This window comes from Streptomyces sp. DSM 15324, from assembly GCF_001514285.1.
Taxonomy (GTDB): domain Bacteria; phylum Actinomycetota; class Actinomycetes; order Streptomycetales; family Streptomycetaceae; genus Streptomyces.
This window is the reverse complement of record NZ_KQ949029.1, coordinates 264,377-279,084: the sequence shown is the minus strand read 5'-3', so window position 1 is coordinate 279,084 and position 14,708 is coordinate 264,377. Positions and strand designations below refer to the sequence as shown.

Annotated in this window: 18 protein-coding genes and 1 pseudogene; 6 read left to right on the top strand and 13 right to left on the bottom strand. The window is 72.9% G+C overall.

What is annotated here, in order from left to right; genetic code table 11:
• A pseudogene (locus AQJ58_RS23320) lies at window positions 1-455 on the top strand (DUF6766 family protein); the annotation flags it as partial.
• Here AQJ58_RS23320 and AQJ58_RS23315 read toward each other — a convergent pair.
• The 4 genes from AQJ58_RS23315 to AQJ58_RS23300 all read right to left on the bottom strand — a co-directional run bounded on the left by AQJ58_RS23315 (window position 436) and on the right by AQJ58_RS23300 (window position 3,365).
• Window positions 436-954 (bottom strand): hypothetical protein, encoded by a 519-nt coding sequence (locus tag AQJ58_RS23315; protein WP_067253037.1) that lies wholly within the window; start codon window positions 952-954, stop codon window positions 436-438. The pseudogene AQJ58_RS23320 and the gene AQJ58_RS23315 overlap by 20 nt on opposite strands.
• Before the next feature lie 227 nt (window positions 955-1,181).
• Window positions 1,182-1,742, bottom strand: coding sequence for a hemerythrin domain-containing protein (locus AQJ58_RS23310; protein WP_067253035.1), 561 nt, complete (start codon window positions 1,740-1,742; stop codon window positions 1,182-1,184).
• Window positions 1,743-2,319: 577 nt separating this feature from the next.
• Entirely contained in the window at window positions 2,320-2,652 is a 333-nt protein-coding gene (locus tag AQJ58_RS23305; protein WP_067253033.1) for a plasmid stabilization protein, read from the bottom strand.
• Between the two features lie 95 nt (window positions 2,653-2,747).
• Window positions 2,748-3,365 (bottom strand): ANTAR domain-containing protein, encoded by a 618-nt coding sequence (locus tag AQJ58_RS23300; RefSeq protein ID WP_234360248.1) that lies wholly within the window; start codon window positions 3,363-3,365, stop codon window positions 2,748-2,750.
• Window positions 3,366-3,588: 223 nt separating this feature from the next.
• Between AQJ58_RS23300 and AQJ58_RS23295 the strand changes: the two genes are divergently transcribed.
• Window positions 3,589-3,939, top strand: a complete 351-nt coding sequence (locus tag AQJ58_RS23295; RefSeq protein WP_067253029.1) for a helix-turn-helix transcriptional regulator — start codon at window positions 3,589-3,591, stop codon at window positions 3,937-3,939.
• 38 nt (window positions 3,940-3,977) lie between these two features.
• Here AQJ58_RS23295 and AQJ58_RS23290 read toward each other — a convergent pair whose 3' ends face one another.
• The 5 genes from AQJ58_RS23290 to AQJ58_RS23270 all read right to left on the bottom strand — a co-directional run bounded on the left by AQJ58_RS23290 (window position 3,978) and on the right by AQJ58_RS23270 (window position 8,233).
• On the bottom strand, window positions 3,978-4,979 hold the full coding sequence (locus AQJ58_RS23290) for an iron-containing redox enzyme family protein (RefSeq protein ID WP_067253027.1): 1,002 nt from the start codon (window positions 4,977-4,979) through the stop codon (window positions 3,978-3,980).
• A complete protein-coding gene (locus tag AQJ58_RS23285) occupies window positions 4,976-5,215 on the bottom strand; it encodes a CDGSH iron-sulfur domain-containing protein (protein ID WP_067253025.1) in 240 nt (79 codons plus the stop codon). Before AQJ58_RS23285 ends, AQJ58_RS23290 begins: the two co-directional genes overlap by 4 nt.
• A complete protein-coding gene (locus tag AQJ58_RS23280; RefSeq protein ID WP_067253454.1) occupies window positions 5,199-5,885 on the bottom strand; it encodes a HemK2/MTQ2 family protein methyltransferase in 687 nt (228 codons plus the stop codon). The genes AQJ58_RS23285 and AQJ58_RS23280 overlap by 17 nt, the downstream gene beginning before the upstream one ends.
• Window positions 5,886-6,012: 127 nt before the next feature.
• The gene (locus AQJ58_RS23275; RefSeq protein WP_067253024.1) at window positions 6,013-6,678 is read right to left on the bottom strand and encodes an HAD family hydrolase; all 666 of its coding nucleotides are present in this window, start codon (window positions 6,676-6,678) and stop codon (window positions 6,013-6,015) included.
• Window positions 6,679-6,682: 4 nt separating this feature from the next.
• Entirely contained in the window at window positions 6,683-8,233 is a 1,551-nt protein-coding gene (locus AQJ58_RS23270) for an FAD-dependent oxidoreductase (RefSeq protein WP_067253022.1), read from the bottom strand.
• Between the two features lie 89 nt (window positions 8,234-8,322).
• Here AQJ58_RS23270 and AQJ58_RS23265 point away from each other — a divergent pair, with 89 nt between their 5' ends.
• Window positions 8,323-8,799 (top strand): SRPBCC family protein, encoded by a 477-nt coding sequence (locus AQJ58_RS23265; RefSeq protein ID WP_067253020.1) that lies wholly within the window; start codon window positions 8,323-8,325, stop codon window positions 8,797-8,799.
• 68 nt (window positions 8,800-8,867) lie between these two features.
• Here the strand turns inward: AQJ58_RS23265 and AQJ58_RS23260 are convergent, their stop codons facing one another.
• Complete coding sequence (locus AQJ58_RS23260) at window positions 8,868-9,479, bottom strand: sigma-70 family RNA polymerase sigma factor (RefSeq protein ID WP_067253018.1); 612 nt, start codon at window positions 9,477-9,479, stop codon at window positions 8,868-8,870.
• Window positions 9,480-9,606: 127 nt separating this feature from the next.
• Between AQJ58_RS23260 and AQJ58_RS23255 the strand changes: the two genes are divergently transcribed.
• The 3 genes from AQJ58_RS23255 (at window position 9,607) to AQJ58_RS23245 (ending at window position 11,488) form a co-directional block, all read left to right on the top strand.
• Window positions 9,607-10,563 (top strand): LLM class F420-dependent oxidoreductase, encoded by a 957-nt coding sequence (locus AQJ58_RS23255; RefSeq protein WP_067253016.1) that lies wholly within the window; start codon window positions 9,607-9,609, stop codon window positions 10,561-10,563.
• A 21-nt stretch (window positions 10,564-10,584) separates the two neighbouring features.
• Entirely contained in the window at window positions 10,585-11,151 is a 567-nt protein-coding gene (locus tag AQJ58_RS23250; RefSeq protein WP_107122123.1) for a cysteine hydrolase family protein, read from the top strand.
• Window positions 11,152-11,272: 121 nt separating this feature from the next.
• On the top strand, window positions 11,273-11,488 hold the full coding sequence (locus AQJ58_RS23245; protein WP_067253445.1) for a DUF4177 domain-containing protein: 216 nt from the start codon (window positions 11,273-11,275) through the stop codon (window positions 11,486-11,488).
• Here AQJ58_RS23245 and AQJ58_RS23240 read toward each other — a convergent pair.
• The 3 genes from AQJ58_RS23240 to AQJ58_RS45435 form a co-directional block, all read right to left on the bottom strand.
• Window positions 11,421-12,392: a serine/threonine-protein kinase gene (locus AQJ58_RS23240; protein WP_234360247.1), complete on the bottom strand. Its 972-nt coding sequence runs from the start codon at window positions 12,390-12,392 to the stop codon at window positions 11,421-11,423. The genes AQJ58_RS23245 and AQJ58_RS23240 overlap by 68 nt on opposite strands.
• Window positions 12,393-12,481: 89 nt before the next feature.
• On the bottom strand, window positions 12,482-14,413 hold the full coding sequence (locus AQJ58_RS23235; protein ID WP_234360246.1) for an ABC transporter ATP-binding protein: 1,932 nt from the start codon (window positions 14,411-14,413) through the stop codon (window positions 12,482-12,484).
• A 34-nt stretch (window positions 14,414-14,447) separates the two neighbouring features.
• Window positions 14,448-14,582: a hypothetical protein gene (locus tag AQJ58_RS45435; protein WP_267892086.1), complete on the bottom strand. Its 135-nt coding sequence runs from the start codon at window positions 14,580-14,582 to the stop codon at window positions 14,448-14,450.
• Window positions 14,583-14,708 lie beyond the last annotated feature (126 nt).

Sequence of the window (14,708 nt, the reverse complement as noted above, 5' to 3'; positions counted from 1 at the left end):
TACATCTTCGGCACCGTCTGGCTGCTGCAACGCGGTTCACCCGAGTCCAAGAGCCTCGGCGAGGCGGGTGTCGAGAGCGACCGGGAGCAGAAGGTCGGCGACCACGCGGGCCCCGACGCGCCGCCCTGGGCGGCCGACAAGGGGTGGCGGCAGAAGCTGTACTCCCGCTCCCTGGGCATCGTCATGGGCACGATCTTCCTGTGGTCCTGGCTGGCCCAGTCCATCAGCGGCGCGGCGGCCTACAACGAGCAGCACCTGCGTCAGTGCAGGCACCCGTCTCCTGGGCGCAGTACCTGGGCTCGGCGGATTTCTGGAACCGTACCCTCCAGAACTGGCAGTCCGAGCTCCTGGCCGTCGCCTCGATGGCCATTCTCTCGGTCTACCTGCGTCAGCGCGGCTCCCCGGAGTCCAAGCCCGTCGGCGCGGCCCACACCGCTACGGGAGTGGAGGGGTGAGGCTCAGCGTCTCCAGGAACCGGGGCCGGTGCAGGGCCGCGACGGTTTCGAGCAGGTCCGGATGGCGGAGCAGGACGGTGGCTTCCAGATCCCGGGTGCCGGGGTCGGTGAGCCGCCGCAGATGACCGGCTGCGCCGCGGTGCTCGGTTCCCTCCAGGGCCCGTACGGCGTGCACGGTCAGGGCGGGCTCCGCCAGAAGGCAGGCCGCCCAGCTGACGACGTGTTCGTCGACCCAGCTCCGCCAGCCGCCGTCCTGCGGAGGCGGTGGGTGTCCGGTGAGCCCGTCCAGACGGTGGGACCCGCTGGGGCCCAGCAGATGGAGCAGCTGTACGTCGAGGCCGGTGGGGAAGCGCAGGGCCGCGGCGAGGAGCCCGGCCTGGCGGGCCTGGACGTCGGCCAGCGCACGGCTGAGCGCACCCCCGGGCGGGGGATAGGCGCTCGAGAGCCAGCGGGCTGAGGCGGCTGCGACGGGCGTGAGATCCGTCGGATCAGGGGACACGGCGGCAGGTCTCCCGGGAACGTGCTCGCCTGTGTCCGGCTGATCCGTCCCGCGAGCTCGATGCGCGGAGCCGCGCTGCTCCGCCTGTGCCGCACCAGCGTAGGCAGGCCGCCCGGAAGGGGAAATGGCCGACGTCACAGCCGGCCGCACCCGGTTCCGGGCCGCACCGCTCCCGTGCGGTGCGGCCCGGAACCGGGCGCGGCCCGGAAACCTGCTCGGCGCGCGCGTCAGGACTTGCCGCGGCCCGTGACGAAGTCGCGGGCCCGGTCCACCAGACCCGCTCCCGGGGCGAGCAGCTTGTTCGCGGGCGGGGTGTCCGGAGCGGAGGGGTGCGGGCGGGTGGGAGCCATGGACTTGGCCCGGCGCACCTGGTCGCCCAGCTCGTCCAGCGCCTCGGGGGAGCAGCTGCGGCTCAGCTTCGGGAAGAGGTTGTCCTCCTCGTCCCGGATGTGCGCGGAGACGTCGTCCATGAGCTGCCGCAGCAGCGGGCGCATCCGCGGCGCGTCGGTCTCCGTCTTCTCCAGCTCCTTGAGGAGCTTCTCCACCTCGGCGTGGTCGGCGATCTCCTTGTCGGCGAGCCGGTCACCGCCCTCGACGTACTTGCGCACCGCCGGGTACAGGTACTGCTCCTCGGCCACCGAGTGCCGTACCAGCTCGATGGTGACCTCGTCCACGAGATCACGCAGCTCCTGCCCCGCCCCGGGCATCGCCTCGATCCGGCCGAAGAGCTCCTCGACCTCGCGGTGATCGGTCATGAGTTCGTTGAGTACGTTTCCGCCGTGTCCCATGGGATGTCCCTTTCGTCGCTCGTGGGCGTCGCCTGGCGACCGAGTTGCCCCGCCCCACCGGCCCAAACACCGACCGCCGGAACGTGGGCCGCCCCGGGCCACAGGCTGGAGAGCCGCTGGGGCGACAGGGTCTTGATCATGGTGTTGGTCCAGGAGCAGACCCGGTGCGGGCTGTCGGCCGAGGGCCCGGCCGAGGGTCGCGCGCAGGCTCTCCAGCGGACCGGGCTCCGGGTGGTCCGCGGGCCCCGGCAGACGCAGGCCGTACGACGCGGCGGCACGGGCCAGGCGGTCGGCGTGTTCCCGCGACCACCGGGCGACGTCCGTCGCGACGTGCTGGAACTCGGGCTCGCCGCCGTGCCGTTCGGCCGCGGCGAGGAGCTGTCGCTCCAGCCCGCGTTCGCCGTCGTGCACGGCCGACAGAACGATCGGGGCGCCGCTCACCGGCTCTCGACCGCGTCGGCACCGACGCCGGGCCGTAGGCAGGAGTCGCCCCGCACCGGCCAGGGCTCGCCGTGCCCGTACGGCGTGCGATCACCCCGGGGCTCCGCGATCCGGTCGACCTCGGGCCGCACCACCGTCACCGTCCACGGTCGAGGGCGTTGCGCAGTTCCTGCTTGCTCATCGAGGAGCGGCCCTCGATGTTGCGCTTCTTCGCCTCCTCGTACAGCTGGTCCCTCGTCGGCCCCTGCGCGCCGCTGTGCGAGCGCTCGCCGCCGCGCTGCGACGCGGATTTCGGGTCACGGGTGGAGGTCCTGCTGCTGGTCTTCGACTCGCCCGACCGCGCCCGCTCCTTGTTGACGGTCCGCGCGGCGATCTCCTTGGCCCGCTCGGCGGACTCGCCCCGCTCCTGGGCGCTCTTCCTGATGTGCTCGTACTGCCGTTCCCGCTTGGGACTCGATCCGGCAGGCATGGCGCTCCTCCTCGCTCTCGCAGCGGTCCGGTCTGCCGCCGGGTTCCCCCCGGCAGCGGTTCTATCCGGTCGCCGTCGAGCGAGGTCGCCGGTGGTCACCGAGGAGCATCGGTGCCTCCCGGCGGGCGGCCGCCCTCGCGGCGGGCCCTGGCGATCGTCGCGGTGATCTCCCGCCGGACCGGCTCCGGCAGCGCGGCGCCCCGCACGGTGGCCACCACGTCCCTGGCCAGGCGGTGCAGCTTGGTGTTCGTGTGCTGGGATGCCGTGACCAGCACCTCCCACGCCTCGTCGGCATCCAGGCCGAAGGAGGCCATGAGGATGCCCCGCGCCAGGTCGATGTCCGGCCGGGTCCGCAGCGCGCGCCGAAGCTGGACGAGCTCCGTCCGCAGCAGCGCCTCCTCGGTGTCCGGGCCCTCGGTGCCCCCGCCCCGGTCCGCCGTGCCGTGCGCCGCCGAGAACAGGGTGTAGGTGTCCGTGAAGTTCAGGAGCCGTTCCGCCGCCGGACTGACGGCGGTGACGGCGACCGTCTTCTCGTCGGCGAGTGCCAGGCCGCGCACCGCCAGCAGGACGTTGAGCGCGGACGAGTCCGCGAACGTCAGACCGCCCAGGTCCAGGTCGATCCCCTCGGTCGACCTCGCGAGGGCGTCGCGCGCACAGCGCCGGAGGTACTGACTGTGGTCCAGGCGGTACTCCCCGCTCACGGTGACGGCCACCCGGTCACCGTCCGGCCCGGTCAGGACCACCAGACTCCGGGCGGCAGGGCCTCCCGGCCGACTGTCCTCGTGCGAAAACGGGTCTCCGCGAGGCGCTTTCGGCATGCTCGCCTCCTTCGTGTCACCAGTCCCAGGCTCATACGCCCCACGTCTCACGTCAAGGCATACGCGAATTCCGCTTCGTGTCTTTGTGGTCGTGAATGTCCCGGCGTACGCTGTGGGCATGTCGGCAGCCGAGGGAGTACCCGAACCGCACACCGGCTGGACGTTCGTCACCAACCACGCACGCGTCCTCGCCAGCATCGCCGACAACCGCCACGCGCGGATCCGCGACATCGCGGCGCGCTGCCGGCTCACGGAACGCGCCGTCCAGAAGATCATCGCGGATCTGGAGCAGAGCGGCTACTTGTCGCACACCCGCAACGGCCGCGGCAACCGGTACCGCATCGCCCCCGAAGGGGTGCTGCGCCATCCGGCCGAGGCCGGCCTGACCGTGGCGTCCCTGCTGGCGATGCTCGTCAGGGACGAGGCCGAACGCCAGGGCACGGCCGAGGAAGCCCCGACCGAGCGCTGAGGGCGCCCCGGTCCCTGCCGGGCCGCCCGGGGCCCGCCTCAGTCGGAGCGCAGGGCGGTCGTCCCGTTCCGCCAGGCGTCCAGCAGCCGGGCCGCCAGCAGGTCCTCCAGATGCGCGGTCGCACGGATCCCGAACACCACGTCGGCGTCCAGCGCCGGTTCGCGCTCCAGCAGGCCGCCGACGACCTCGTGCCGGACGACCTGCTCGTGCACGGCGTCCGCCTCGACGTGCTCGGTGTAGAACCGTACGGCCGCCGCGCCCGCCCCCACCCGCCGCAGAGCCTCGGCGAGCCGGCGCGAAGCGGGGGACGAGGTCACCTCGACGGCGGCGAAATGCCCGACCAGCGCCGCCCGCAGGGCCCGGTGCAGGCCGAACAGGGACATCAGGTTGACGGTGGCGAGCGCCTCGGCGGGCGCGGCGTCGACATAGCGACCGTAGGCGGTGTCGAGCTCCAGGTCCCGCATCAGGTCGGCGTACAGCTCCGCGTGGATCTCGTCCGGGCGGCCCGCGCCGAACTCGTCGTACTCCACCGCGACCATGGCGGCCTTGGCGCGACCGTACAGCCGGGGGATCACCCAGGCGTGCGGGTCCGCCTCCTTGAGGTGGTACAGCGAGCGGATCGCCGCGTACTCGCGCAGCTGGGCGAGGGTGCCCCGGTCCCTGAGGTGGTGCGAGACGCTGAGGTCGTCGCCCGCGACGGGTTCGCGCTGCAGTGCGTCGAGGGCGTGCGCGGCGGTGCCGTCGACCGGGACGTCCGCGGTCAGGGCGCGCAGGAAGACGTCCTCCAGCGCGGCGCGGTGGGACAGCAGTCCGCCGTCCCACTCGGTGTCGTCGGGCACGCCCTCGAAGCCCTGGTAGTGCAGCTCGTACAGCGTGTAGAGCGCGAGCTGAAGGTCGTCGCCGTACGCCGGGCAGGACGCGGGGACCGACGGCAGGGGCCGGCCGCGCCCGCCGCGCAGGGACGCCACCAGCGCCGCCGAGAGCGGGCCGCGCGGCTCGGGCAGGGGAGGCGGACGCAGCCGGGCCGGTGCGTGCGTCATACGCCGTCACCGTCCTCGCGCCCCCGGCTGTCCCGCGAGGGCTTCTCGCGCCGCCGGTGGCTGGTGTCGCACCAGGGGAAGATCCGGCTGCGACGACAGGTGCACACCGCCACCGCGAACCGCCGCGACACCGTGACCTCGCCGTCCTCGCCCACCACTTCGACGGGCCCCTCCACCAGCAGGGGCCCGTCCCGTTGGACACGGACACGGCGGGGCCGCTCAGGGCTGTTCGGCACGGATCACCACCAGCTCCTCCATGACGTCCCCGGTCGTCGCCATCCCGCGCTCGCGCAGCCGGCCGAGCCGGGATCTCAGCACCGGCCCGAAGGGCAGCCGGGCGCGCTCGACGACATCCGTGCGCAGCCCCGCCCCCGCCAGGCGGTCCAGGGTCCGCTCGATCCCGCACAAATGTGAATGGACCAGCAGCAGGGTGCCCGCGGACCGCAGGACCTGCGGTACGGCGTCACACACCCGGTCGACGAGCAGACGGCCGTCCCTGCCCGCGTCCCAGGCCCGCGCGATGCCGCGCGGCGGACGGTCGTCCGGCGCGGGCACGTACGGCGGGTTGGCGATCACGAGATCGAAGCGATGGCCCCGCACGGCCGACGTCAGGTCGCCGTGGCGCACCCGCACGCTCTGCCCGTTGAGCACGGCGTTGCACCGGGCGGTCAGCACCGCGCGCCAGGAGATGTCCACCGCCGTGACCCGCCCGCCGAGCCGGGCCGCCTCCACCGCCAGCAGCCCGCTCCCGGTGCCCAGGTCCAGGACGTCGCTCCCGCGCACGATCCCCTCACGGCGCAACGCGCGCCGAAGGAGCTGCGAGTCGGTCTGCGGCCGGTAGACACCTCGGGGGACCCAGCAGCGCAGGCCGGGCGGCGCGGCGGTCGTGGTGCGGTCGGCGGTCAGTGCCTTCACCGTGACTCCGGGTGCGATCGAGGGTGCAGCGGGCGGATCGTCCGGCGGGCCGGACGCGGTCGTCCCCCCGGGTACCCCCCGGCGGCCGGCGTAACAGGCGTAACGGCCGAGCCGGTGGTCAGTCCCGCGGCCCCCGCGGCAGTGACGCGAGCAGGTCCGCCGGATCGTCGAAGACGGCGGCGGCCCCGGCCTCCTCCAGGTCCGCGCGCGGGATGCCCCCGCACAGCAGCCCCACGCACCGCACCCCCGCACGGCTGCCGGCCCGCATGTCCCACACCGTGTCGCCGACGAACATCGCCTGCTCCGGCGGCGTACCGGCGAGGTCCAGGGCCCGCCGCACGGGGTCGGGAGCGGGTTTGCCCCGGGAGACGTCGTCGGCGCTCGCCGTCGCCTCGATGGCGTCGTCCGCGTCGATCGCGCGCCGCAGGGCGGACAGTTCGTCCTCGCCGGCCGAGGTCGCCAGGACGACCGTCCAGCCGTCGGAGGCCAGCCGCCGCAGCAGGCGGCCCGCCTCCGGCAGCGCGCGCAACCGCTCGAAATACGGGGCGTACAGCGCCTTGTGGGCGGCGCTGAGGTCCTCGCCCTCCTCCCGCGCCGTCCGCTCGCCCAGCAGGTGGGCGACGAGGTCGCCGGAGGCGAGACCGACGGCACGGTGCACGGCGTGCATGGTGACCGGGTGGCCGGCCTGGCGCAGCGCCTCCCACCAGGTGACCACGTGCAGATGGTTGGTGTCGACGAGGATGCCGTCCACGTCGAAGACGGCCGCTCGCTCACTGCCTGCCATGTCCTCACTCCTCGCCGGGCGGGGCCGTCCGGATGTCGCGCTTCTCCAGGGGCTGGACCGCGGGGCCCTGGAGGACACCGCCGTCGGGGGCGAACCGGGAGCCGTGGCACGGGCACTCCCAGGCCCGTTCGGCCTGGTTGAACGCCACCACACAGCCGAGATGGGTGCACCGGGCGGAGACCGCGTGCAGCTGACCGCTGTCGTCGCGGTGCACGGCGCACTGCCGCCCGCCGAGCCGCACGACGGCCCCCTGGCCCGGCGCGAGGTCCTCGGGCGCCGGTCCCGTGACCGGTGGCAGCCGGTCGCCGACGAAGTGCCGGGCCACCTGGGCCTGGTGCTTCAGGAACGTCGTGCCCTCCCGGACGACGGACGCCAGCCGGCGCGGGTCGTACAGCCCCGCCCAGTCCGCCGGGCGGCCGTCGAGAAGACCGGCGAGCAGGGTCCCGGCCATCACACCGCCGCTGAGCCCCCAGCCGCCGAAACCGGTGGCGACCCAGGTGTGCCGGCTGCCCGGGTGGAAGCGCCCGACCAGCGGCACCGAGTCGGTGGAGTCGTTGTCCTGGGCGGCCCAGCGGTGCGTGGGCGCGAAGCCGGAGAACCGGTCGGCCGTCCACGCCCACAGCCGGGCGTACCGCTCCTCGGCGTCGGCGGTGCCGGGGGTGAAGTGCTCGCCCGTGACGATCAGCAGCCGCGTGCCGTCGCCGTACGGCGCACTGCGCACGGACCGCGTGGACTGCTCCGGGGTGATGTACATGTCCCGGGGCGCCCGCTCCTCCTCGACGGTCCCGGCGACCACCAGCTCCCGCCGCGGGGAGAGCCGGGTGAAGAGCAGGGCCCGGTCGAAGACGGGGTAGTGGGTGGCGATCACGACCTCCCCGGCGCGCACGGACACGCCCGCGTCGGTCGCCAGCACGCACGGCTCGCCCTCCTCCAGGCCGACGACGCGCGTCCCCTCGTACACCGTGCCGCCGCTCCGGCGCAGGTCCTCCGCGAGCGCCAGCAGGTACTTCCGCGGATGGAACTGCGCCTGCCCGGTGACCCGTACCGCCCCCGCGACCGGGAAGGGCAGCTCGGTGCCGGTGACGAACGTCGCGGGCAGCCCGGCCTCGCGGGCGGCGTCCGCCTCCGCCCGCAGCTCGCCGGCGCGCTGCGGGTCCTCGGCGTAGGTGCAGGCGGCGGCCTCCTCCCAGTCGCAGTCGATACCGAGGTCCCCGACGATCCCGGCGGCGTGCCGGATCGCTTCGGACTGTGAGCGCGCGTACAGCCGGGCGCCCTCCGCCCCCCGGGTGCGGCGCAGCCGGTCGTAGACGAGCGTGTGCAGCGCGGTCAGCTTGGCCGTCGTGTGGCCGGTGACCCCCGCGGCGACCCGGCCGGCCTCCAGCACGGCCACCGAGCGTCCGCGCCGGACCAGTTCCCAGGCCGTGCTCAGCCCCGCCATGCCGGCCCCGATCACCGCCACGTCGACGGCGAGGTCACCGGCGGGCGCGGGGGAGGGAGCGCCGGGCGGCGCCGTCTCCATCCAGTACGAGCCCCTGATTCCTCCGTGCGTGTCCATGGCCGCCGAGTACCCGGGAAGCGATGACGTGTTCACCGCCCCTTCCGGGTACTCGGCGGACGTCACCCATCCGAACCGAGGAGGACCACATGAGCACGGTCAAGGAGTCGGTGGACGTGGAGGTCCCCGTCCACACCGCCTACAACCAGTGGACCCAGTTCGAGCGCTTCCCGAACTTCATGGAGGGCGTCGAGGAGGTCAGGCAGCTCGACGACCGGCACAACCACTGGGTCACGAAGATCGGCGGGGTGCGCCGTGAGTTCGACACCGAGATCGTCGACCAGATGCCCGACGACCGGATCACCTGGCGTTCCGTCGGGGGCGACAGCGAGCAGCGCGGTTCGGTGCGCTTCCAGCGGCTGGGCGAGGACCGGACCCGGGTGGAGCTGCGCATGGACGTCGAGCCCAGCGGTGCCGTCGAGAAGGGCGCGGACATGCTCGGCATGATCGACCGCCGGGTCAAGGGCGATCTGCGGCGCTTCAAGGACTACGTCGAGCGCGGCGAGGGCGCGACCGGTGCCTGGCGCGGGCGGATCCGCCCCGGGGACCCCGGCGCGCCGCTCTGAACCGACCCGTCCGAAGGCACACGGAGGGCCGCCCGCGGGGGCGGCCCTCCCCCGCGCGGCGGCCCGCGTCAGCCCGCGGCGGACATGATCTCCTCCCGCAGTTCGGCGCAGCAGCGCCCCAGCAGCCGCGACACGTGCACCTGGGAGATCCCGAGCAGCTCGCCGATCCGGGTCTGGGTCATGCCCCGGAAGAAGTGCAGGTAGAGGATGGTCCGGTCGCGCTCGGGCAGCCTGCGCAGATACGGCGCGAGGGTGACGCGGTCGACGACGGCGTCGTAGCCTTCGTCGCAGGTCCCGAGCACGTCGCCGAGACTGCCGCCGTCGTCGGCGGCGCTCACCCCGGCGTCCGTGGACAGCGTGCTGAAGCAGTCAATGGCCTCGATCCCGATACGCACCTCGCGCTCGCTCAGCCCCGAACGGGCCGCGATCTCCGCCACACCGGCCGCCGCACCGCTGCCGCGGGAGGACCGGGCGAGCTCGAACGCCAGCAACTGCCAGTGCGCCGCCAGCCCCGCGGCGTGGACCGCCGCGAAGAGGGCCACCAGGGCCAGACAGAGCCCGTAGAACACCGCCGAGCTGGTGAAGTTGGACGCGGCTTCGGCAAGGCGTTCGAACCAGCCGCGGCCGTTGCGGGAGCGTTCCGCCGGGTGCGACACGGTCACCAGTCCGCGGGTCGCCATCACCAAGTCCTCCCGTCGGCATGCGAGTGCGGGGAGCCCGGGTACCCGCACGGCGCGTCCGACAGACATCCCGGGGACGGGGTACCCGGCGAGGGCCCATCGGAGAACCGGTCCCCCGGGAGGGACGATGACAGACCTCGGATACTTCCTCGCGTGCGAGGAGCACACCCCGGCAGAACTGGTCGAGCAGGCGCGCATGGCCGAGCACGCCGGCTTCGACTCCCTGTGGATCTCGGACCACTACCACCCGTGGCACGACGGCCAGGGCCAGAGCCCCTTCGTGTGGTCGGTCGTCGGCGCGCTCTCCCAGGCGGTGTCGCTCCCGATCGAGACGGCGGTGACCTGCCCCCTCGTGCGCACCCACCCCGCGGTGATCGCCCAGGCGGCCGCCACCAGCGCCGTACAGCTGGGCGGGCGCTTCCGGCTGGGCGTGGGCACCGGCGAGGCGCTGAACGAGCACATCCTCGGCAGCGGGTGGCCCGAGGCGCCGGTACGGCTGGAGATGCTGGAGGAGGCCCTGCATATCATCCGGCGGCTCTTCACGGGTGAGCAGATCAGCCACCGCGGCACGCACTACACCGTGGAGAACGCCCGCCTGTACACGCTCCCCGACGAACCCGTGCCGATCGACGTCTCCGCCTTCGGCCCGCAGGCCGCCGAGGTGGCCGCGCGCATCGGCGACGGCCTGATCACGATGATGCCCGACGAGTCCCTGGTGGACCGGTTCCGCAGCGGCGGCGGTGGCACCAAGCCGGTCTACGGCGGTCTCAAGGTCTGCTGGGGCACCGACGAGCGGGAGGCGGTCCGCACCGCACACCGGCTGTGGGCCACCGAGCAGCTGCCCGGTGAACTCGCGCAGATCCTGCCCACCCCCCGCCACTTCGAGCAGGCGACACAGCTGGTCACCGAGGACCAGGTGGCCGGGTCGGTGCCCTGCGGCGACGACCCCGAGGTCCACATCGAGGCGGTGGCGGAGTTCATCGACGCCGGGTTCGACGGCGTGTACGTCGGCCAGATCGGCAAGGACCAGCAGGGCTTCTTCGACTTCTACCGCACCAAGGTCCTGCCGCGGCTGCGCGGCTGACCGCACCAGGAGGTGGACGCCGTGCCCGGGCCCGGAGCGACGGACGGCAACGCGCTCGTCGTGATCGACATGATCAACACCTACGACCACGAGGACGCCGAGCTGCTGACGCCCTCCGCCGCACGTGTCGTACCGGTGCTCGCGGAGCTGATCGGCAGGGCCCGCGACACGGGCGTGCCGGTCGTCTACGTGAACGACAACTTCGGGCTCTGGCGCTCCCACCACGGCGAACTCGTGGCCGCCGCCCTCGCCCGGCCCCACGCCGACCTGGTCGAGCCGATCCGACCGGACGACGACTCCCTCTTCGTGGTCAAGGCCAGACACTCGATCTTCTACGACACGCCCCTGTCCTATCTGCTGTGGCAACTGGGCGTCGGCACGATCGTGCTCACGGGCCAGGTCACCGAGCAGTGCGTCCTGTACTCCGCGCTGGACGCGCACATCCGTCATCTCGACGTCACGGTGCCGAGGGACGCCGTCGCCTCCATCCACCCCGGGCTCGGCAACGCCGCGCTGGAGATGATGGAGCGCAACATGGGCGCACGGATCGTGCCCGCGAAGGAGGTGGACTTCCGTCCCCGGGCCTGACGCGTACGGCATGTCGACTCGACGACAAGACGCAGGCTGCGGAAGTGAACTGATGAAGCGTGTGATTGGCTGGTTCCGGCCATCGCACCCGATCCGGCCCGGCCGGCAGGAGGACACCGTCATGAGCAGCCCCCACGTCTACGAATACAAGGTCGTCACGTTCCGGGAATCGCTGATCGGCGACGCCCTCGACAGCGACAAGCTGGAGAAGGTCCTCAACAAGCACGCCGAGGACGGCTGGGGCCTGAAGGCCATCACCTCCGCCGACGTCAAGGGCCGTATCGGACCGGGCGCCGTCGAGGGCCTGCTGCTGACCTTCGAGCGTCCGCGCGGCTGACCGGACCGGCCGGCGCGCTGGACGTCGGTTCCACGTCCTTGCGGTGGGAGGGCAGCAGCGCGTCGAGCTCCGCGGCGAGGGAACCGATGTCCGGCCGGGCGGCGGGGTCCGGTTCCAGACAGGCGTCGACGGCGGCGGCGAGCGCACGCGGCAGACGGCGCAGGGTGCCCACCGGCGCGGCCCGGCCCTCCAGCTGCGGATAGCGGGACCGCCGGTCGTAGGTGTTGCCCGCGCCGCCGCTGACCGAAGCGGACGTGCCGGCGCCGGTGTCCCCGGACGGCTCCCTGCCCGTCGTGGTCGTGGGGACCTCGGGGAAGGGGAGGCCGCCCGTGGCGACCTCGTACAGGGTGATGCCCACGCCCCAGACGTCCGCGGCGGCGGACAGGCCTCCACCCCGTGCCTGCTCGGGGGCGAGGTAGCAGGGGGTGCCTATGCCCGGGGGCGCGGGCCCCGGCGGGCGGGCGACGCTGAGGTCGAGGAGCACGGCCCGCCGGCAGTCGACGATCACGTTCGACGGCTTGACGTCGAGGTGCAGCAGGTCCCGGCCGTGCAGGTAGTGCAGCGCGGAGCACAGGTGCAGGCCGAGGAAGGCCACGTCAGGGGCGGCGAGCCGGCGGTGCAGGCGGCCGATGAGGTGGGCCACGGTCTCACCGCTCAGCGTCTCCAGGACGACGTAGGGCTCGGGCGCCTCGCCGGTCTCGTAGGCGCGGACCAGATGCGGGTGGCTGAACTCCTGCAGCCAGCGGCCTTCGCGCAGGAGCCGTTCACGCAGCCGTGTCTCGTGCCGGCGGTCCGGACGCAGCGTCTTCAGCAGGCAGCGGCAGTCCCGCTCGTCGCTCCAGGCGTCGTACACGTCGAGCCAGCCGGTCCTGGTCAGATGGGCGAGGATCTCGTAACCGGCCACCGGTCCCGCCCCCGGCGGCAGAGGTGGGGACGGCGGGACGGGGGTCCGGTGCCGGGGGGCCGCTCGCGGCGGAGCGAGGTTCGCGGGGCTCATGGGAAGGCCTTGGTCGTGGAGGAGGGAGTGGGGGGAGTGGGGGGAGTGGACGGCGGGGAGGGGGCGAAGACCGTGGCCGGGGCCTCCGGGGGCGCGTGCAGCCGGTGCAGCCGGGCGTAGGCCTCGCCGCTCAGCAGCAGGTCGTCGTGGGTTCCCTGTTCGACGACCCGGCCGTGGTCCAGGACCACGATCGAGGTGGCGTCCCGGACGGTGAGCAGGTTGTGGGAGATGAGGAGCGTGGTGCGGCCGGCCATCAGCCGGCGCAGCGGCTCCATCACGCGTCGGCCCGACACCGCGTCCAGGCCGGTGGTCGGCTCGTCCAGGACGAGGACGGGCGCGTCGCGGATCATCGCCCGGGCGATCGCCAGGCGCTGCCGCTGGCCTCCGGACAGCAGCCTGCCCCGCTGGCCCACGATGGTGTCGTACCCCTCGGGCAGAGCGGTGATGAAATCGTGCGCGTCCGCGGCGCGGGCCGCCGCGACGACCTCCCGCTCACTGGCGTCCGGGCGGCCGTAGAGGATGTTCTCGCGCACGGTGCCGTGCAGGACCAGCGTCTCCTGCAGCACCACGGCCACGTTGTCCCGGGCGTCGGCGAGCCGCAGGCTCCTCAGGTCGGTGCCGTCCAGCCGGACGGTGCCCCGCTCGGGGTCGTAGAAGCGCAGCAGCAGCTTGGCCACGGTGGACTTCCCCGCGCCACTGGCCCCGACCAGCGCCAGGGTCTGCCCGGGTGCCACGCGCAACGACACGTCGCACAACGCGGGCCGGTCGGTGCCCGGATAGGTGAAGCCGACGCCGTCGAACTCCACGTACCCGCGAGCGCGCCCGGTCCTGGCCGGACGGGAGACCTCGGCCACCACCGGCCGCTGGTCGAGCAGTTCGGCGATCCGCTCCGCGGCGGCGGAGGCCGCGTAGAAGGTGCCGGACAGGTGGGACATGCCCCGGATCGGGCTGTAGAGCTTGCCGAGCAGGGTCAGGAAGACCAGGAGCTCGCCCAGGGTGAGACGGCCTCGGGCCAGTTGCCAGGTGCCCAGGCCCATCACCAGGAGAGCCCCGCTCAGCTCGACCAGGTCGACCAACGGCCCGAACACGGCACGGATCCTCGTCGAGGCCATGGTGGCGCGGTAGCGTCCGAGGATCTCGCGCTGGAACCTGCCCTGCTCCCACTCCTGGCGGTTGTACGCCTGGACCAGGGCGATGTTGCCCAGCACCTCCTCGGCGATCGCGCTCACGGAACCGCTGCGTCGCCGGCGTTCCCGGGAGGCGGCCTTCACCAGCCGGGAGAAGTACCGGGCCGCGCACCAGAACAGGGGCACGACGACGAGGGCGAACAGCGTGAGGTCCCAGCTCAGATAGAAGAGCATGCCCAGGAAGATCCCCAGCCGCATCACGTACCAGAGTGCCTGGGCCACGCCCGAGAGCAGGAACGTCTCGACGGCGTCGACGTCACCGGTCACCCGGGCCAGGACGTCGCCGAGCCTGCGTCGCTCGAAGAAGCCGAGCGAGAGACCCTGCACATGCCGGAAGACGTCCGCCCGCAGGGCGAGCAGGAAACGCTCACCGACCCAGACGGAGGTCACGTCGTCGGCGAACGACACGAGGCCCGAGGTCAGACCGAGCCCGACGTACGCCAGGGCGATCGACGGGAACGCACTGAGGTCGCGCTGGACGAGGACCTCGTCCACCACCACCTTGAACAGCCATATCTCGGCCGCGTCGACGGCGGGGCCGACGACGCAGAAGGCGACGAGCGGCAGCAGCCACCTCCGCCCGCCGCGCGTGTAGGGCCAGAACCGCCGGAACACCTGCCGCACCGGCAGTGCCGGCGCGGCGGCGACGAGCTGTTCGCCCTCCTGCTCCGCGACGGTGAACGACCGTCGCAGCGCCGCGAAGAGGGCGGCGCTGCGGGCGGGGCGACGGCGGAGTCTCACGAGAATCGCGACTTTCCCGGACGTCGTCCGGGTGTCACTTGTGGGTGCCGGTGCTGGAGGTACGGCGGAGGTGCTTGCGGTGGTGGGACGTCCTCCCGTTCATGCTGGTCGTGGACTTCCTGTCCTTGGAGTGCCTCTTGGCGGGTGCCAGGTGACTGAAGAGGGACATGATCTTTCCCTTCGTCTCACCGGTTCACTTGGACACCGGTTCACTAGGACATACGACCGGCCTCTGCCGCGAGATTGCGATTTCGGTAAGAAATTCTTGTTCCGGTGCTTCCGGTGCGAGCGCCGT